Below are 17,682 nucleotides of genomic sequence, written 5' to 3'. Positions count from 1 at the left end.
ACGCTCCATTTTATAAAATAATTACATCGAAATCTGCGGTGGTGCAGGATCATCCGGCTTGCCGGCATTCTTCAATGGAATGTTGACAAGCAGCCATCCGATAAATGCAAATACAATCAAGCTGATAATGAATGATGGCTCTGCAAATATTGCAAAGAGCGATACTTCCCAGAATGCAAAACCAGCAAAAAGTAATCCTATCAAAGCTTCACCTGCAATTAAACCTGCGGCGAGTAATATTCCTGTATTCTCAACCCGAGATTTCTGCGCATCATTGAATTTTCTTTTCTCATTATACTTTTCAACGATTCCTTTTATCATACCACCTGTGAAAATTGCGAATGTCGTTCCTAGAGGAAGATACATTCCAACACTCACCAGCATCGGACTTTTTACATTCATCATTATGAATCCAACACCCATCAGCATTCCAACAAAGATAAGAATCCAATCCATCTGGCCAGCTACAATTCCTTTTGAAAGAATTGCCATTAAACTTGCCTGAGGTGCAGGTAAAGCATCTCCACCAAATCCAGTTCCTCCCGACTTAATATCACCTTCGTGCAAAATTAAAAGCGGGATAAACATAACTGCTGCAGAAACAACAACACCGATGATATCTCCAACCTGCATTTTCCAGGGAGTTCCTCCGAGGATATGTCCAGCTTTTAAATCCTGAAGCATTTCGCCTGCAACTGCGGCGGCAACACAAACAACTGCAGCTACCCCAAGCACAGCGGCAACTCCAGGTTCACCTTTCATTCCGAGAGCAACCATCAGAATTGCAGCAACAACAAGTGTCGATAATGTTAATCCACTGATAGGATTATTACTCGAACCAATAATTCCAACCAGATATCCAGAAACAGCTGCGAAGAAAAATCCTGCTATTATCATAACAACAGTTGCAACAAATGCAGCAAAAATATCTTGAGCGAAATAATTATAAATAAAAAATGTGGCAACTGCGGTACCAAGTATTCCAATCATAACCCAATTGAAGCTTATATCCTTTTCGGTTCTAATTTCAACGTGTTCACCTGTGGCTGCTTTCTTTACATCACTGATTGATCTTGCAATACCTGCCATCAAACTTTTTCTCATTCTCCATAGTGTAAATGCGGCACCGACTAACATTCCGCCGATTGCAATTGGTCTTACATAATCTTTCCAAACTTGAACCATTGTGGATGCCCAATCAAAATCTGCGGGGGTTTCAGTGTTAAAATATTTAAAGAATGCAATTGTAGGTGCAAGCAATCCCCAGGCTAAAACACCACCACTAAAGTTAAGCGAAGCAAGTCTTGGACCGATAATGTAACCAACACCGATATATGCAGGACTAACATCAGGCGAACGGAAAAACACATGACCTTTTCCAATATTTATCATTGATGTCCACGAAGTAGCAAAAAGCTTGAATTGACCAAGCATCTGAATCAATGCACCGATTCCCATCGCTCCAAATAGAAACTTCGAACCGCCAGTGCCGTGTCTTCCTGCCTTGTGAATTTCAGCAGCAGCAACCGATTCAGGAAATGGAAGTTCTACATCTTCAACCATTACTCTTCTTAACAATGCTACAAACATAATTCCGAGGATACCACCGGCTATCATAATCGCAACGGAGATTAAGAAGTTCTCAGTTGTGAAGAATGGAATCCAGATTCCACCAATGAAGAATGCAGGTAAAGTAAAAATCGCACCTGCAGCAATCGACTCACCAATCGAACCAACAGTTCGAGTAAAATTTTCTTCAAGAATGGATCCTTTCATAATCTTTATCAGAACCATTCCAATTACTGCTGCGGGATAAGTTGCAGCAATCGTCATTCCCGCTTTTAATCCGAGGTACGCGTTTGCAGCACCAAGGACTACAGCTAATATCAAACCAATAATTAAAGCACGGATGGTAAATTCAGCCATTGAGGTTTCAGGGGAGACGAAGGGAACAAATCGTTTAGTCTCGGCCATAAGATACTCCTTAACTACGTGGAAGAAATAGTTATTTGTCCGTAAAAACGGATTTTTGTTTCAAAATGAATGAGCAAATATAAACAGCTTTTAATAGCTCATCAACAAGTTTAATGAGTATTTTTTCAGGATTATTGATTATTTTCAATCGAAAATCATTTTAGAAAATGCATATACGAAAGGATTACTATGGCAGAGCTGAAAACTAAACCAACTAAAGTCAGTGCAAAAAAATTTTTAGACTCAATTAAGGATGAACGGAAGCGAGACGACAGCTTTGTAGTTATGGAGATGATGAAAAAGATAACGAAGGAGGAACCCAAAATGTGGGGTCCAAGTATCGTGGGCTTCGGTAAATATCACTACAAATATGAAAGCGGACTTGAAGGTGACATGTGTATTACAGGATTTTCTCCAAGAAAAAACGCTTTAACAATCTATATACTCCCTGGATTCTTAAAATATGATCCTCTAATGAAAAAACTTGGGAAATATAAAACTGGGGTTTCTTGCCTTTACATAAAAAAACTTGAAGATGTTGATATGAAAGTTTTGGAAAAATTAATCAAGAGCTCTTTCAAATACGTGAAGGAAAAGTACTCTTGATTTACGATTTCAGAAGTCTAGTTTTCTTATCCCCATATGGCATATCGCACAATCATATTTCACAGGGGTCAACTTCACCTAATTAAAAAGAAGTGATGGTCATCTAATTATCCATTGAATTAGTTTAAAAATGAATTACATTTCATTAGAAGTATTGTAGATTTTAGAAAAAGTAATTATAAATTTTTCTCGTAAGATAAATACTTAATAGATGGAGAAATTTAATTATGAATTTTCGCTTTTAGTCTTACCTTTATATTTGTAGTATAAGCATACTACTAATAATTCCTGAATGCGGCGAAGAAAATAACTATCCAGACAATGGTTGTACTGAAATTGGATGTTCTGATGGTTTCGCATTAATTATTAAACCTGCTGACTCACTATTTCAGGAGGGAATTTATGATGTGAGTTTATTTAATGAAGGTATCGGAACTAGTTCTTGTTTTTTCAGAGTAAGTAATGATTCAACTGAATGTGCTTCGGGTCATTGTGTAATTGAAGAGAACTGTAATGCTGGTTATATGGTAGGATCCTCGTATCCAGATAGAGTGGGTATTTCGTATCCAATTATTACAGGACCTATCTCTGTTACTATCAAGAGAGATGATGTGACAATATTTACAACCAATTTTAATCCGGAATATGAGTTCATTCAACCAAACGGACCTGGCTGCCCACCAATTTGTGAAGTTGGTCATAAAATCATTATCGTAGATTAGTGATTTTCTGATTAATATCCTTTCCTGTTAAATAGTCTGATTTTCTCGGATTAAAAGTCCAGTTTTTTCATCCCAATATGGCATAACGCGAAATCATATTTCACAGGATCATTTGGATCAAACTTTTTTAGATTTTGAGTTATCTCTTCAGCCATTTTCCAGCTCACGTTTTTTCTATTCGTCAATTTTAAATGTTTACAAATTTTCGCAATGTGAGTATCAACTGGAATAACAAGTTTTGAAGTTGGAATTGCGTCCCACAATCCAAAATCCAGTTCATCTTTTCTAACCATCCAGCGGAGAAAAAGATTTATTCGTTTGCACGCACTTCCCTTTTCAGGTAAAGGAAACATAAATACAATTCCCCTGCTTAGTTTCTTGAATTCCTTCTCAGCTTTAACTAGAAAATAATTATTGAAATTAGTTATCGTGTTCCTGAGGTTTTCTTCTTCTGAATTGTATCCTGATAAAAATAATTTCTTCAGCGAACCGAACTCATTGTAAGCAGTATTTAGTAACTGAAAAAGTTGAATGATATCTTTTAAAGTGTAAAATCTGTGAACGAGTGAGATTTCTTTTTGAATTTTAGCCACATTCAAATTCTGAATGAAAGGGAAAGGTTTACTTTCTGAAATTTGCAGAAACTTTTGTAATGAGTTATTTATTTGTTTTACATTCCCGTAAGCAAATACAGAAGCAATGAATGATATGACTTCAATATCCTTTTCATCTTTAAATAAATGAGGAAATTGAAGCGGGTCAGGTTCGATTTTTGTTTTATCAAAGTTTTTGTAGTGGTAATCGAGTTTATATTTTAGTTCAAGCATCTGATTTCGACAGAGTAAATTCCAAGAAATTGTTTATGAGAATATAACCTATTAGTTTTCAAATTAAATCGAATAAATTTTATACTTAATATGAAATTTGCAAAAATCTATAACTTAATCTTCTTATTAAATAGCAATCTTTTATTCCCACAGCAATTCAACCAACTTGCTGATGCAGTTATTGAAAAAGACATAGTAAAAATTGAACAGCTTCTTCAATCCGGAGTTGATATCAACATTCAGGATCAGACTTCGGGTACAACCGTTTTAATGATAGCAAGCAGCTACTACTACTATGATGATATTGTTGAGTATTTAATTCGAGAAGGTGCAAAACTTGATCTGCAGGATAGCGAAGGAAAAACTGCACTGCTTTGGGCTGCAAGTAATTCTCTTCCAAATGCAAAAATATTAGTTGCAAATGGTGCCAAAGTTAATATTGCTGCGAATGATGGAATGACTCCATTTCTTCAGGCAACACTTGGTGTTTCATCTGGAAAAGTCACAATTGAAATGTGCGATCTTCTCAGGAAAAAAGGAGCAAATATTAATGCTGCTCTGACAAAAAAAAGTGCAAACGGTTGGACTGCACTTCATTATGCAGCAATTAATGGTGATGCTGAACTTGTAAAATATTTAATTAAATACGGTGCCAATGTTAACAAGTCAACTGGTGAAGGATCGACGCCACTATATCTTGCAAAGTTGGGAAATCATGATGATGTAATTAGCGTCCTAAAAAAAGCTGGTGCTAAGGAATAATTATTTGCTTCATAAGAAAAATTACAATTCATATATTTGCACCCAATATTGTAAAACAAAACAGAGGAAGAAGTGAATCAAATTAAGTTATTATCTATGTTTTTGCTACTACTTTTTGTCTCTATGGCGAAAGCTCAAAGTAACGGTCCGGGTTTAGGTATAATCGTTGGAGAGCCAACTGGAATCAGCTTTAAATATTGGACCGGCAGCACAACAGCATTTGATGCAGCGCTTGCATGGTCATTCATTGACGAAGGTGCATTTCATATTCATGGAGATTATCTATTTCATAATATGCGATTAATATCTGTTCCGGAAGGAAAGTTACCATTCTATTATGGAATTGGTGCTAGAATTAAAACAGCAAATGATACAAAGCTTGGCGTTCGTGTTCCACTTGGACTGGCTTATCTTTTTCAGAATGCGCCAGTAGATATCTTTCTGGAAATTGTGCCAATACTTGATCTTACTCCAAAAACTGATTTTGGTATAAATGCCGCACTTGGCGCAAGATATTTTTTCAATTAATAAAAAAATCATATTAACAATTTAGGAGGCTGTATGTTCAATGTTTCTCGAATATTTTTTATTCTTCTATTTTTAATACTTCCTTCAGCTATTCTCTTTTCACGGGATGGTACGGATCAATCTGCAGAAATGAAAATGTGGATGGATTATATGACTCCCGGTCCGATGCACGAAATGCTTGCAAAAAGTGCTGGAGATTGGAAAACAACTTCAAAGTTCTGGATGGATCCGGCCGGTGAACCAATGATAACAGAAGGAAACGGCAAAACAGAAATGATACTTGGTGGTAGATACCAAAAAATGACCCACAACTCCACAATGATGGGAATGCAGACTGAAGGAATTAGTATTACGGGATATGATAATGCGACTCAGGAATTTACAACAATTTGGATTGATAATGTTGGAACAGGAACTGCCATAGCAAAAGGTAAATACGATGAGAGTACAAATTCCATTGTACTTTATGGCACCATGGTCGATCCAATGAGCAAACAGGAAATGAAATTCAGAGAAATACTAAAGTTTTTAGATGATGATCATCATTTGCTTGAGATGTTTATAGTTTACAACAACGAAGAATTTAAATCAATGGAGATTGAATTTGTAAGACAATAGAATGTATAACCTTTGTTAAAAGCCAGGCAAAAAATGTCTGGCTTTTTTAGTATAAAATAGTAATGATTAGATTTGTAGTTGTAATTTATAATACACTGTTATGAATAAGGCCCCTCAAATAAAAATCAAATCACGTTTTAACTTTTTTCCCGTTACAAAAGAAAATTGGAAAGATTTTGAAAAGCTATTCGGTGAAAAAGGTGCTTGTGCCGGATGCTGGTGTATGAGCTGGTTGTTGACAAAAAAAGATTTTGATGCGAATAAAGGAACTGGTAATAAAAAGAAGATGAAGAAACTTGTTGACAACAACACTAAACCAGGAATATTGGCTTATTTTAACGATGAACCGGTGGGCTGGTGTGCAGTTGCACCTAGAGAAAATTATATCCGGATGGAAAATTCAAGAGTACTTCAAAGAATTGATGATAAACCTGTTTGGTCTGTCGTTTGTTTTTTCATTCATAAAGATTATCGAAGACAAGGTTTGAGCGTTGAACTGTTGAATGCAGTAAAAGCATTTGTCAAAATGAAAAAAGGAAAAATTATTGAAGGCTATCCTGTTGAACCAAGTTCCGGAAAGACTGCGGATGTATTTGCCTGGACTGGATTAGCCTCAGCATTCAGGAAAGCCGGATTTAAAGAGATTATCAGAAGGTCAGATACAAGGCCTATAATGAGATTTACTATCAAATAATTTATTGGAGTTTTAATGGCTGAAAAAAAATTCGAAAAAAATCTGCTGTGCATCGGAGCAGGATATGTTGGCGGACCGACAATGGCAATGATTGCACATAAATGTCCGCAGTACAAAGTAACGGTTGTGGATGTTATGCCTGAAAAGATTGCAGCCTGGCAGACAGATGACTTACCAATTTATGAACCGGGTTTATTGGAGTTAGTAAAATCTTGTCGTGGTAAAAATCTGTTCTTCTCCACAGATGTTGAAAAAGGAATTAAAGAATCTGAAATAATTTTTATTTCTGTGAATACACCGACAAAAACATTTGGCGAAGGCGCAGGTAAAAGTGCCGATCTGCAATACTGGGAAAAAACTGCAAGAGATATTTTAAGAGTTTCCGAGTCGGATAAGATTATTGTTGAAAGATCCACTCTCCCTGTAAAGACCGCAATTGCAATGGAAAGAATTCTGAGCCTGAATGACAAAGGATTAAAATTTGAAGTTGTATCTAACCCTGAATTCCTTGCTGAAGGAACTGCAATTAAGGATCTTGAAAAACCTGACAGAGTTTTAATAGGTTCAAAGGAAACTGAAAGCGGGTTAAAAGCCCGAAATGAAATTGTTGAAATTTATGCAAACTGGATTCCACGCAATCATCTTGTTACCAGCAACCAGATGAGTTCAGAACTTTCCAAACTTGTTGCAAATTCATTTTTAGCGCAAAGAATATCCTCCATTAATTCAATTTCGGCTTTGTGTGAAAAAGTAGATGCGGATGTAAGAGAAGTAGCTAAAGCAATAGGTATGGATAGCAGAATTGGTGATAAATTTTTAAATGCAAGCGTTGGTTTTGGAGGTTCGTGCTTTAAGAAAGATATTTTAAACCTTGTCTATCTATGTGAAACTTTTGGATTAAATGAAGTTGCCGAATATTGGGAAAATATTGTGAAGATGAATGATTATCAGACTAACCGCTTCGTGATGACAATTATGAAAGCAATGTTCAATACAATAACAAACAAAAGAATTGCATTGTTCGGTTATGCATTTAAAGCCAATACAAGTGATACAAGAGAAACAGCAGCTCTTTATGTTACTAGAAAATTAATGTCAGAAAAGGCGAAGGTCGTAATTTCAGATCCCAAAGCAATTAAAAATGCGAAAATTGATTTGAAGGAATATGGAAGTAATATTGAATACCAGGAAGATCCATATCTTGCAGCCAAAGGTGCTCATGCAATTGCACTTATTACTGAATGGGATTTATATAAGAATTTAGACTACGAGAAGATTTATCACGAAATGGAAAAGCCTGCATTTATTTTTGACGGAAGAAATATTCTCGATCACGAAAAACTTTTTAAGATAGGTTTCGAAGTCCATTTGATTGGGAAACCGCCGTTGGTTCACTTCAAAGAAGATTAAATATTGAGGCTCATTGACTTTATTCGTTGATGAGCCTTATCATTTCTTTAACTGCCTGATCAATACCCACGTAAACTGCCCTGGCGATTATGGAGTGACCAATACTTACCTCATCAATGTCTTCAAGCTCTCTGAAGATTTTGATGTTTTGATAATTTAAACCATGACCGGCATTTACTCCGAGTCCAAGTTTCCGCGCGTGCTTTGCTGCACCTCTTATTCTTTCAAGCTCATCAAACTGTTCTTCTTCAGTCAAAGCATTTGCAAAAACACCTGTGTGAATTTCAATGTAATCAGCACCTAATTCAGCTGAAGTTGTAATGTGCATGATATCTGGTTCAACAAATAATGAAACATCAACATCGAAATTATGTAATTCCTCTATGGTCGATTTAATGAGAGAAGCATTATCGATAACATTTAAACCACCTTCCGTTGTGAGTTCTTGTCTTTTCTCCGGTACCAGTGTTGCTAATTCAGGTCCAACATCGCAAGCTATCTTGATTATTTCAGGAACGGCTGCCATTTCAAAATCAAGTTTCGTAGTTACAAGTTCTCTCAGCAATCTCACATCACGTTCATTTACATGTCTTCGGTCTTCTCTGAGGTGAAATACGATTCCATCCACACCAGCTTGCTCAGCCATTAGTGCTGCTGTTATCGGGTCGGGTTGAGTTTCCCCTCTTGCATTTCTAATCGTTGCAACGTGATCAATGTTTAATGCGAATCTCATATAAGCTCCCTAAAAAATATTAATTATGATGTTGAATAATGAATCTAAGCCAATCCCATAGTCATTCGTTCGATATCGTAATGTTGAAATTAAATCTATAGTAAACATAACGCCTGCATGTGTAATTACACAACAATAAAATGAGTTCGTACGGAATGCGAGCATTCCTAACGCTATTCCTCCGGCAATTGCTCCAAAAGTTTCCAGTACTGGTTTTCCATTATGCAAAATTACAAAAGGAATCATTTGAATCAGCACAGAGTAATAACCAAATTTTTCCTTTAATCCGAAAAGCATAAAACCTCGCCAGATAAATTCCCAGCCAAACATATACAAGAACATTCCAGCTTCGTAAATATAAAAATCGCTCCAGCTATCTTTCGTTGATTGAAGGTGTGGATATTTAGATGCAAAGTCCGGAGTAGCTGAAATAAACCAGATCATCGAAATCATCACTCCGAGAAATATTGTCGAAAAGATTAGCCCTGCTTTATAATCACCCGGTTGTAATCCGTAATCCTTCAGATCTTCTTTAATAATGAACTTGATTATCAGTATTGAAAGAATAAACAAGGTTACAAAATCACTTACGAACCAGTATAGGTATTCATATAAATAAACATCGGAATCATTCTGGTAAAGAGGAAATAAATTGATTCGGAAAAAATTTCGAGAGGCATAATACCAGGAAATAGTTTGAAGCACCGCAACTGATAGAAAAATAACCATGACTTTTCTATCCATCTTCCGGAAGATTTCTATCAATTCTTTGTATTCAGTATTGAATTCACATATTTTCAAAATGGTCTTATAAAATGCACTAAATGAAGTTGACACAAATATAAATCACACTTGAGTAAAATCACAGAAAAATTGTTAATATTGCAGAAAATCAAAGCTTCCAAAGCTTGACAAAATTCAACAAGAGTATTATTTTAGCACTCGCTTTTTTAGAGTGCTAATAAATCAATTAAACAAATAAGGAGTAAAAAAATGAGTAAACTAAAACTCAATCCACTTGCTGATAGAGTTATTGTTAAGCCAGCAGAAGCTGAAGAGAAAACTAAAGGCGGAATTATCCTTCCTGATACCGCAAAAGAAAAACCAGTTGAAGGAACTGTGGTTGCAGCCGGACCAGGTAAAGTTGCTGACAACGGTGAGGTCGTAAAGATGACAGTTAAAGTTGGGGATAAAGTTCTTTATGGTAAATACAGTGGAACCGAAGTTACAATTGACGGCGAAGAATATCTCATTATGCGTGAGAGTGACATCTTCGCAATTGTTCCTTAAGTAATTAAAAATTTGAAAACAATAAAGGGTAAATAACTATGGCAAAATTAATCGAATATAACACTGACGCAAGAAGCGGTTTGAAAGCTGGTGTAGATAAGCTGGCTGATGCCGTAAAGGTTACACTTGGTCCAAAGGGACGCAATGTAATCCTTGAAAAAAAATTCGGTGCACCAACAGTTACAAAAGATGGTGTAACTGTAGCAAAAGAAATTGAACTTGAAAATAATATTGAGAACATGGGCGCGCAGATGGTTCGTGAAGTTGCATCCAAAACCAGTGATGTCGCTGGTGATGGAACAACAACTGCAACCGTTCTCGCCCAAGCAATTTACAGAGAAGGTTTGAAGAATGTCACCGCAGGTGCAAACCCGATGGATTTGAAAAGAGGAATTGACATCGCTGTAACTAAAGTTGTTGATTATCTAAAATCAATTAGTAAAGATGTTGAAGGAAGAAATGAGATCGCTCAGGTAGGTGCAATTTCTGCAAATAATGATAAATCAATCGGAGATTTAATTGCTGATGCAATGGAAAAAGTAGGAAAAGATGGCGTTATTACAGTGGAAGAAGCAAAAGGAACCGAAACATCATTGGAAGTTGTAGAAGGTATGCAGTTTGATCGCGGATATCTTTCACCTTACTTTGTTACAGATGCTGAATCAATGGAGGCTAAACTTGAAGATCCAATGATCCTCATCCACGATAAGAAAATTTCAGCAATGAAAGATCTTCTTCCAGTACTCGAAAAAGTTGCTCAGCAAGGAAAAGCTCTTTTAATTATTGCTGAAGATCTCGAAGGTGAAGCATTGGCAACTTTAGTCGTCAACAAAATTCGTGGCACTTTGAAGGTTGCTGCTGTTAAAGCACCAGGATTTGGTGATAGAAGAAAAGCTATGCTTGAAGATATTGCTACTCTGACTAACGGAACTGTTATCTCGGAAGAAAGAGGCTTCAAATTGGAGAATGCTACTCTTTCTTATCTCGGAACTGCAAAGAAAGTTGTAATCGATAAAGATAATACAACTATTGTTGAAGGTGCTGGCAAGACCGAAGACATCAAGAAGAGAATAAATGAAATCAAAGCTCAGATTGATAAAACTACTTCTGACTATGACAAAGAAAAACTTCAGGAAAGATTAGCAAAGCTTTCAGGTGGTGTTGCTGTACTGAAGATCGGTGCTTCCACAGAAGTTGAAATGAAGGAAAAGAAAGCTCGCGTTGAAGATGCTTTACACGCAACCCGTGCTGCTGTCGAAGAAGGTATCGTTGCTGGCGGTGGCGTTGCTTTAGTAAGAGCAATCAATGTTCTTGATAAAGTTCAAGGTGAAAATATTGATCAGACAACAGGAGTAAAAATCATTCAGAAAGCTTTGGAAGAGCCGTTGAAGCAGATAGTAAACAACGCTGGTCTCGAAGGTTCAGTAGTTTTACAGAAAGTTAAAGAAGGTAAGGATGATTACGGCTTCAATGCTCAGACTGAAAAATATGAGAACCTGATTAAAGCGGGCGTCATCGATCCAACCAAAGTTACTAGAACTGCACTTGAAAATGCTGCTTCAGTTTCTTCGTTATTGATAACTACCGAAGCTGTCATTTATGAAAAGAAAGAGAAAGAACCACCAATGCCTCCAATGCCTCACGGCGGCGGTATGGGTGATATGTATTAATTCACTCTTTATAGAAAATCTTCAAAGGCGGAATTATTTCCGCCTTTGCTTTTTTAAAGCCTTTCTTGGTCTGAGTTTTGTTGAAATCCAGTGCGTTTCGACTGAAAAAGTTCAATAAATATGAAAAATAAGGACGATTGTTAACCAAATGCTCAAATTAACCAACCTCACTAAAAAGTTCGGGAATTTCACGGCGGTAAATAATATCAACCTCGAAATAAATGCAGGTGATTTTTTCGGATTTCTTGGTCAAAATGGAGCCGGCAAAACAACAACGATTAAAATGATCACCGGACTCTATGCTCCATCAGAAGGAACCGTGCATATCGGTGGTTTTGATATTCAAAAAAATAATATTGAAGCTAAAAAATTAATCGGCTACATACCTGACCAACCTTTTCTTTATGAAAAATTAACCGGAAAAGAATTTCTCTTTTTCTGTGGTGGACTCTATAAAATTGAAAAAAACAAATTGAGAAATAAAATTGATGAGACAATCGACCAGTTAAAGATTGAGCAATGGATTGATAAGCGAACTGAAGAATATTCACAGGGAATGAAACAGCGGATAGCGATTGCTTCAGCATTGCTTCACGATCCACAGCTGCTTGTTGTTGATGAACCGATGGTTGGATTGGATCCGCAAAGTGCATTAGTTGTTAAAAATGTACTGAAAGAAAAATCATCACAGGGAGTAGCGATATTTATGTCCACTCATAGTTTAAATGTGGCTGAAGAAGTCTGTTCTAGAATTGGAATTATCAAAGATGGTCAAATGATATTTGAAGATAAAAAAGAAGTCGTTGAAAAAATAAAAGGAACAGATCATCAAAATCTTGAATCACTCTTTTTACATCTTACAAAATAAATGGCTGTGCTTTTTCACATATTGAAATTCAAACTGCTCACATTTCTCAAATTTGAAAATCAGTTAACTGTTAAATCGATAGCTAAAAATCTGACAGCTTCACTAGTATATATAGTTTTTGCTGTTGGTATTTTCTATTTCACACAAAATATAATCACATATCTTTTAGAAGAAGTGAAAATCGGAATCTTCCTGCTGCACCGGTTTATTTTTGTAGTGCTGTTCATTTTCTTTATGACAGTAAACATAGGGAATATAGTAGTATCATATTCCACATTCTTTAAATCAAAGGAAGTCGGTTTCCTATTGACTAAACCTGTTTCATTCCTGAAAATATTTTTCATCAAATTCTTTGATAACTTCTTCTACAGTTCCTCTACTCTCTTGCTGATGGTCTCATCTGCTTTGGCAGGTTACGCTGCATACTTCGAACTCCCGTGGTTCTTTTTACCTTTTTCTGTAGTAGTATTGATATTACCATTTATGTTTATTGCCGGAACACTTGGTGCGATAATCCTTTTAGTTATTATGAGATTTGCCGCAGTATTTGGAATTAAAAAAGTCTTGAGTACACTGGCTGTTTTTTATGTTTCTGCAGTCATCCTGTTCTACATCTACAGCAGTCCTGTGCAACTTGTGAAAAAAGTCTTTGAATACTTCCCCAACATCGACAATTATTTCGGTTTTCTTGAAAGTCCTTTAATTAAATTATTACCTAATCATTGGGTAGCCGATTCATTATACTGGATTTCGTCCGGTAAGTACTGGGCTGCTGGTTGGTCAGCTTATTTATTATTAGTGTTCGCAATATCATTTTTTGTCCTCGCCTTATTTCTCGCAAAGAACTGGTTTTATGGAGCCTGGCTGATATTCCTGAGTCTTTCAAATAAGTTGTCTGTCAAGAAGAAAAACCATCGTTTATCTTCATTTTCATTTGAAAAAAATTCATCTTTAAGACCGAGGCGTGAAGTGTTATTAAAACGGGAAATTCTCATGTTCATAAGAGAACCAAGCCAGTGGTCTCACTTCCTTGTAATGACATTTCTAGTAACAGTTTTCGTTTTATCGATTTCCAATATCGATGCGATGTTATTAAATGCTTACAACTCTTATCTCAAAACATTAATATACCTTGTGCTGTATTTATTCAATGTGTTTTTGATTGCTTCAATGTCGTTGAGATTTATTTTCCCGATGGTAAGTCTCGAAGGTGAAACTATCTGGAAAATCAGAAGTGCGCCGCTTAATTATAAAAAGTTAATGCTGACCAGATTAACAATTTATTTTTTGGTAATTTTTATTATCGGTCAGATGTTGAATCTTGTTTCAAACTATCAATTTTCAATTGTGCTGGCAACTATTTCACAGTTAAATACTGCATTCGTTACGATAACATTAGTGTCATTCAATTTCGGGATGGGTTCAACTTATGCAAACTATAAGGAGAAAAATCCAATAAGGGTAGCATCATCGCAGGGAGCTACACTTACATTTTTATTTACTATTGTTTATCTGGTCTTCCTTATCATCCTGATGTTTGCACCATTGAATAATTATTTTAGTGCAGTAGATAAAAGAAGCTTTACAGCCGTGTCGCAGCTTCTTTACACAACTTTGATACTCGGCACAATTGCTTTCATAGTCTCATACATAAGCATTTCCAGAGGCGTTAGAAATTTTGTAAAGGATGTTTGAATAGCTGTATATGAGGATTTAAATAATATCTATCTTTTCTGTAGGCACTGAAAGCCTATCAACAATATTACTTTCACTTATAATCACAGCGCTGAGCTTGTTCCCTGAGCATGCGGCTGTATCAACATAAACTGTATCACTATCTTCATCGTAAGTTATTTCCTGGAACCTTGTATGACCAACAATTTGCAATTTCCCAAGATTTAACAGCTTGTCTCTTGTCCAAAGTATACCGCGGTCTGTGTTTAAATCTTTTTCGATAATATTGATGAGCTTCTGCTTATCAGATAATGGATGTTTGCCAAGCTTTCTTCCATAGTGACTTGAAATTCCGGCATGACAGATAAAGCAATCACTTAAATCAAGGATCAACGGAGCTTTTATAATAAAGTTAAGATGTTTATTCATCTCACTGAAGCGATTGCTATAAGAATCCAGAGTAGTTTCTGAACCATTAAAAACCCAGGATCTTCCGAGCATACTTGAAGGGTGTTTAATGAAATAATAAAACATATAATCGTGGTTGCCAGCAGTAAAAGTAATCTTATTCTTTTTTACAAACTCAACAACTTCGTAGCTGAATTTGCCCCTGTCAACAAGATCTCCAACAGCACAAACAGGAATGTCTGGATACTTCTTTAAAATTAAAGCATACAACTTTTTAAGTGTATGAAAACAACCGTGAATATCCCCGATTACTGCAACCATAATCAGATGTGTCTTGTTTCTTTAGCGTATTTGTTTAGTTCGTCACGAAATTTCGGATGAGCTATTTTGATAAGTTCCCGAGCTCTTTCTTTTAAAGTTTTTCCAAATAAGTGAGCAACTCCGTATTCTGTAATTACGTAATGTACATCACCGCGCGAGGTAACAACACCCGCACCCGGATTTAGCTTTGGGACTATCCGGGAAACCTTTCCATCTTTTGTAATCGATGGAAGTGCAATTATTGGTTTACCTCCTTCAGAATGTGCTGCCCCTCTGATAAAATCTACCTGCCCACCAATTCCGCTGAATATTTTTGTTCCAATGGAATCTGCACATACCTGACCTGTTATGTCTATTTCTATTGCAGAATTGATAGCAACCATTTTTTTATTTTGAGCAATGATGAATGGATCATTTACATACTCTTGCGGATGAAATTCAATTACAGGATTATTATCAATAAAATTGTATACTTTTTTAGTCCCCAGAACAAATCCGGCAATTATTTTTCCTGGGTGAATTGTTTTTGCTTCTCCATTTATTACTCCTTCTTCTACCAATCCTATAATTCCATCGGAAAACATTTCGGTATGAATCCCCAGATTTTTCCTATCGTGTAAATATTTCATTACCGAATCGGGGATTGCGCCAATCCCCATTTGTAAAGTAGATCCATCTTCAATTAGTTCAGCAGTATTCTTCCCAATCGCATCATATATCCGGAGCATCTCCTCGCTTGTATCAGGATCAACCTGGGGAAGTTCCTGAATGGGTTCGGAGTGTTCTACAATGTGATGAATTTTATTGATATGTATAAAACTATCTCCGAGACAACGCGGCATTTCCGGATTTATCTGAGCAATAACAATTTTAGATTTTTCTGCAGCAGTTTTTATTGTTCCAACATCTACACCATAGCTGCAAAAACCGTGTTCATCAGGCGGTGAAACATTAAGTAAGGCTACGTCAACAGGAATAATATTCCTTTTGAATAGCAAAGGCACTTCTGATAAAAATATTGGAACAAATTCCGCCCGGCCTTCCTGTACTGCTTTACGAACATTTGCACCCACAAAGAATGCTTTATGCTTAAAATGCTTTTCCATACCGGGATTAACGTACGGGAGTTCTCCCACAATCAGTATGTGATAGATGGTAACATTCTCAAGTTCATCTTTTCTCCTAACCATTGCTCTTACAAGTTCAAGAGGAACCGCACATCCTGGTTGAATAACTACATTGTCGCCGGATTTAATCTTCTTTACTGCCTCATCTGCAGTTGTTAACTTCTTACTATAGATGTTATACAGATTAGCTGGTAAATTCTTTTTTCTAATTTCTTCCACAGTTACCATAAATAATAGTTTTCTCTCATTCAATAATATTTAAAAGATCTGTATCGATCTTTTAATTAGTTGAAAATACATGAAGCTTTTTATAGCTCACTTCAAACGATTCAGCGATAGATTCATTTGTACACGTTCCGTTATACGAACAAACACCTTTTGACAATCCTTCATCACCCATTAGTGCATTAGTTAATCCGTTGTCAGCTATATCGTGCACATAATCAAGCACTGAATTATTTAGACCGTAACTAGCCGTACGCGCAACTAATGAAGGCATATTTGGTACACAATAATGAATTACATTGTGCAATGTGTAAACAGGCTCTGAAATTGTTGTAATTCTACTGGTTTCAACACAGCCACCCTGATCTATCGATACATCAACGATTACCGCACCTTTTTTCATTTCTTTTACCATTTGTTCTGTTACCAGATGAGGTGCTTTTTCTCCCTTGATCAATACTGCACCGATGAGAACATCGGCAAATTTCACACCACGTGAAATGGTATATGGATTTGCCATTACTGTCGTAACTCCTCTGTGAAACTCTGTTTCTATTTGTCTTAAGCGAGATAAATCTTTATCAATAACGATCACTTGAGCACCTCGTCCAAGAGCAGCTCTTGCGGCTGTAATTCCTACTACTCCGGCACCCAAAATTACTACAGCAGCAGGTGCAACTCCGGTAATTCCACCAAGCAATATTCCTCTGCCGCTTTTAGTGAAACTTTCAAGGTAACGTTCCGCAACCTGAATAGCCAGCGGACCAGCAATTTCACTCATCGCATGAAGAATCGGTAAACGCGAATCTCGTTCAATCAATTCAAAACCAATCGCTGTAATTTTTTTTGATAGAAGATTTTCTATTATCTTCTTCTTGCCCATCGTAAGGAGAAGAAACGAGAATAATATCTGCTTATCAACAAACAGCTCTGACTCTTCCTCGGTGACAGGAGCTACTTTAAGTATCATTTCGGAACGGCCAAACACTTCTTCCCTGTTGTAGACTATTGTCGCTCCAACCTCGCGGTACTCCTGATCAGTAAAATGGCTTGCATCGCCAGCACCGCTTTGGATGTAAATTGTATGACCTGTTCTGATTAGTGAATCGACTCCGGCGGGAGTCAGTGGAATTCGCTTCTCTTCCCAGCGAGTTTCGGTAGGTATTCCAATTCTCATTTGTTTAACTTTTTTTTATTTCAAAACTACCTATTAACAAAAATACAT

At 36.4% G+C, this 17,682-nt stretch carries 18 protein-coding genes; 11 read left to right on the top strand and 7 right to left on the bottom strand.

The annotated features are described in order from the left end of the window. Positions 1 to 21: 21 nt before the first annotated feature. Positions 22 to 1,974 (bottom strand): oligopeptide transporter, OPT family, encoded by a 1,953-nt coding sequence (locus tag IPM14_12420; protein ID MBK9098901.1) that lies wholly within the window; start codon positions 1,972 to 1,974, stop codon positions 22 to 24. A gap of 189 nt (positions 1,975 to 2,163) precedes the next feature. Between IPM14_12420 and IPM14_12415 the strand changes: the two genes are divergently transcribed. Beyond that, on the top strand, positions 2,164 to 2,580 hold the full coding sequence (locus tag IPM14_12415; protein ID MBK9098900.1) for a DUF1801 domain-containing protein: 417 nt from the start codon (positions 2,164 to 2,166) through the stop codon (positions 2,578 to 2,580). A 407-nt stretch (positions 2,581 to 2,987) separates the two neighbouring features. Next, positions 2,988 to 3,302, top strand: coding sequence for a hypothetical protein (locus tag IPM14_12410; protein ID MBK9098899.1), 315 nt, complete (start codon positions 2,988 to 2,990; stop codon positions 3,300 to 3,302). 50 nt (positions 3,303 to 3,352) lie between these two features. On the opposite strand, the gene IPM14_12405 is transcribed toward IPM14_12410, so the two are convergent. After that, on the bottom strand, positions 3,353 to 4,129 hold the full coding sequence (locus tag IPM14_12405; protein ID MBK9098898.1) for a TIGR02757 family protein: 777 nt from the start codon (positions 4,127 to 4,129) through the stop codon (positions 3,353 to 3,355). Between the two features lie 90 nt (positions 4,130 to 4,219). Here IPM14_12405 and IPM14_12400 point away from each other — a divergent pair, with 90 nt between their 5' ends. The 5 genes from IPM14_12400 to IPM14_12380 all read left to right on the top strand — a co-directional run bounded on the left by IPM14_12400 (position 4,220) and on the right by IPM14_12380 (position 8,141). Then, positions 4,220 to 4,891, top strand: coding sequence for an ankyrin repeat domain-containing protein (locus tag IPM14_12400; GenBank protein ID MBK9098897.1), 672 nt, complete (start codon positions 4,220 to 4,222; stop codon positions 4,889 to 4,891). Positions 4,892 to 5,014: 123 nt separating this feature from the next. Beyond that, positions 5,015 to 5,419 (top strand): hypothetical protein, encoded by a 405-nt coding sequence (locus IPM14_12395; protein ID MBK9098896.1) that lies wholly within the window; start codon positions 5,015 to 5,017, stop codon positions 5,417 to 5,419. 33 nt (positions 5,420 to 5,452) lie between these two features. Further along, positions 5,453 to 6,037, top strand: coding sequence for a DUF1579 domain-containing protein (locus tag IPM14_12390; protein ID MBK9098895.1), 585 nt, complete (start codon positions 5,453 to 5,455; stop codon positions 6,035 to 6,037). 100 nt (positions 6,038 to 6,137) lie between these two features. Beyond that, the gene (locus IPM14_12385; GenBank protein ID MBK9098894.1) at positions 6,138 to 6,731 is read left to right on the top strand and encodes a GNAT family N-acetyltransferase; all 594 of its coding nucleotides are present in this window, start codon (positions 6,138 to 6,140) and stop codon (positions 6,729 to 6,731) included. 15 nt (positions 6,732 to 6,746) lie between these two features. Continuing rightward, on the top strand, positions 6,747 to 8,141 hold the full coding sequence (locus IPM14_12380) for a nucleotide sugar dehydrogenase (protein ID MBK9098893.1): 1,395 nt from the start codon (positions 6,747 to 6,749) through the stop codon (positions 8,139 to 8,141). Between the two features lie 19 nt (positions 8,142 to 8,160). Here the strand turns inward: IPM14_12380 and IPM14_12375 are convergent, their stop codons facing one another. Continuing rightward, positions 8,161 to 8,874 carry a pyridoxine 5'-phosphate synthase gene (locus IPM14_12375; protein MBK9098892.1) on the bottom strand — a complete coding sequence of 238 codons (714 nt, stop codon included), beginning with the start codon at positions 8,872 to 8,874 and terminating at the stop codon, positions 8,161 to 8,163. A 9-nt stretch (positions 8,875 to 8,883) separates the two neighbouring features. Next, positions 8,884 to 9,675 (bottom strand): CPBP family intramembrane metalloprotease, encoded by a 792-nt coding sequence (locus IPM14_12370; protein ID MBK9098891.1) that lies wholly within the window; start codon positions 9,673 to 9,675, stop codon positions 8,884 to 8,886. Between the two features lie 192 nt (positions 9,676 to 9,867). Here IPM14_12370 and groES point away from each other — a divergent pair, with 192 nt between their 5' ends. The 4 genes from groES to IPM14_12350 all read left to right on the top strand — a co-directional run bounded on the left by groES (position 9,868) and on the right by IPM14_12350 (position 14,397). Next, complete coding sequence (gene groES / locus IPM14_12365) at positions 9,868 to 10,164, top strand: co-chaperone GroES (protein MBK9098890.1); 297 nt, start codon at positions 9,868 to 9,870, stop codon at positions 10,162 to 10,164. Positions 10,165 to 10,202: 38 nt separating this feature from the next. Continuing rightward, positions 10,203 to 11,834, top strand: coding sequence for a chaperonin GroEL (gene groL, locus IPM14_12360; GenBank protein MBK9098889.1), 1,632 nt, complete (start codon positions 10,203 to 10,205; stop codon positions 11,832 to 11,834). 148 nt (positions 11,835 to 11,982) lie between these two features. Further along, complete coding sequence (locus tag IPM14_12355) at positions 11,983 to 12,702, top strand: ABC transporter ATP-binding protein (GenBank protein ID MBK9098888.1); 720 nt, start codon at positions 11,983 to 11,985, stop codon at positions 12,700 to 12,702. After that, positions 12,703 to 14,397: a hypothetical protein gene (locus tag IPM14_12350; GenBank protein ID MBK9098887.1), complete on the top strand. Its 1,695-nt coding sequence runs from the start codon at positions 12,703 to 12,705 to the stop codon at positions 14,395 to 14,397. A gap of 18 nt (positions 14,398 to 14,415) precedes the next feature. Here the strand turns inward: IPM14_12350 and IPM14_12345 are convergent, their stop codons facing one another. From IPM14_12345 to IPM14_12335, 3 genes are read right to left on the bottom strand one after another with little or no spacing between them, the layout of a single operon-like run. Next, complete coding sequence (locus IPM14_12345) at positions 14,416 to 15,105, bottom strand: metallophosphoesterase (GenBank protein ID MBK9098886.1); 690 nt, start codon at positions 15,103 to 15,105, stop codon at positions 14,416 to 14,418. A gap of 2 nt (positions 15,106 to 15,107) precedes the next feature. Next, the gene (locus tag IPM14_12340; protein MBK9098885.1) at positions 15,108 to 16,460 is read right to left on the bottom strand and encodes an acetyl-CoA hydrolase/transferase family protein; all 1,353 of its coding nucleotides are present in this window, start codon (positions 16,458 to 16,460) and stop codon (positions 15,108 to 15,110) included. Positions 16,461 to 16,512: 52 nt separating this feature from the next. Then, positions 16,513 to 17,634, bottom strand: coding sequence for an alanine dehydrogenase (locus IPM14_12335; protein ID MBK9098884.1), 1,122 nt, complete (start codon positions 17,632 to 17,634; stop codon positions 16,513 to 16,515). Between the last annotated feature and the right edge of the window lie 48 nt (positions 17,635 to 17,682).

It is taken from the genome of bacterium (assembly GCA_016716565.1).
Lineage (GTDB): Bacteria > Bacteroidota > Ignavibacteria > Ignavibacteriales > Ignavibacteriaceae > IGN2.
This window is presented reverse-complemented; position numbering and strand designations above follow the sequence as displayed.

Coding starts and splice junctions, on each gene's coding strand:
- IPM14_12395 (MBK9098896.1), top strand. CDS start 5,015: ATGGCGAAAGCTCAAAGTAACGGTCCGGGTTTAGGTATAATCGTTGGA.
- IPM14_12415 (MBK9098900.1), top strand. CDS start 2,164: ATGGCAGAGCTGAAAACTAAACCAACTAAAGTCAGTGCAAAAAAATTT.
- IPM14_12355 (MBK9098888.1), top strand. CDS start 11,983: ATGCTCAAATTAACCAACCTCACTAAAAAGTTCGGGAATTTCACGGCG.
- IPM14_12345 (MBK9098886.1), bottom strand. CDS start 15,105: ATGGTTGCAGTAATCGGGGATATTCACGGTTGTTTTCATACACTTAAA.
- groES (MBK9098890.1), top strand. CDS start 9,868: ATGAGTAAACTAAAACTCAATCCACTTGCTGATAGAGTTATTGTTAAG.
- IPM14_12375 (MBK9098892.1), bottom strand. CDS start 8,874: ATGAGATTCGCATTAAACATTGATCACGTTGCAACGATTAGAAATGCA.
- IPM14_12340 (MBK9098885.1), bottom strand. CDS start 16,460: ATGGTAACTGTGGAAGAAATTAGAAAAAAGAATTTACCAGCTAATCTG.
- IPM14_12405 (MBK9098898.1), bottom strand. CDS start 4,129: ATGCTTGAACTAAAATATAAACTCGATTACCACTACAAAAACTTTGAT.
- IPM14_12385 (MBK9098894.1), top strand. CDS start 6,138: ATGAATAAGGCCCCTCAAATAAAAATCAAATCACGTTTTAACTTTTTT.
- IPM14_12420 (MBK9098901.1), bottom strand. CDS start 1,974: ATGGCCGAGACTAAACGATTTGTTCCCTTCGTCTCCCCTGAAACCTCA.
- IPM14_12390 (MBK9098895.1), top strand. CDS start 5,453: ATGTTCAATGTTTCTCGAATATTTTTTATTCTTCTATTTTTAATACTT.
- IPM14_12400 (MBK9098897.1), top strand. CDS start 4,220: ATGAAATTTGCAAAAATCTATAACTTAATCTTCTTATTAAATAGCAAT.
- groL (MBK9098889.1), top strand. CDS start 10,203: ATGGCAAAATTAATCGAATATAACACTGACGCAAGAAGCGGTTTGAAA.
- IPM14_12335 (MBK9098884.1), bottom strand. CDS start 17,634: ATGAGAATTGGAATACCTACCGAAACTCGCTGGGAAGAGAAGCGAATT.
- IPM14_12380 (MBK9098893.1), top strand. CDS start 6,747: ATGGCTGAAAAAAAATTCGAAAAAAATCTGCTGTGCATCGGAGCAGGA.
- IPM14_12350 (MBK9098887.1), top strand. CDS start 12,703: ATGGCTGTGCTTTTTCACATATTGAAATTCAAACTGCTCACATTTCTC.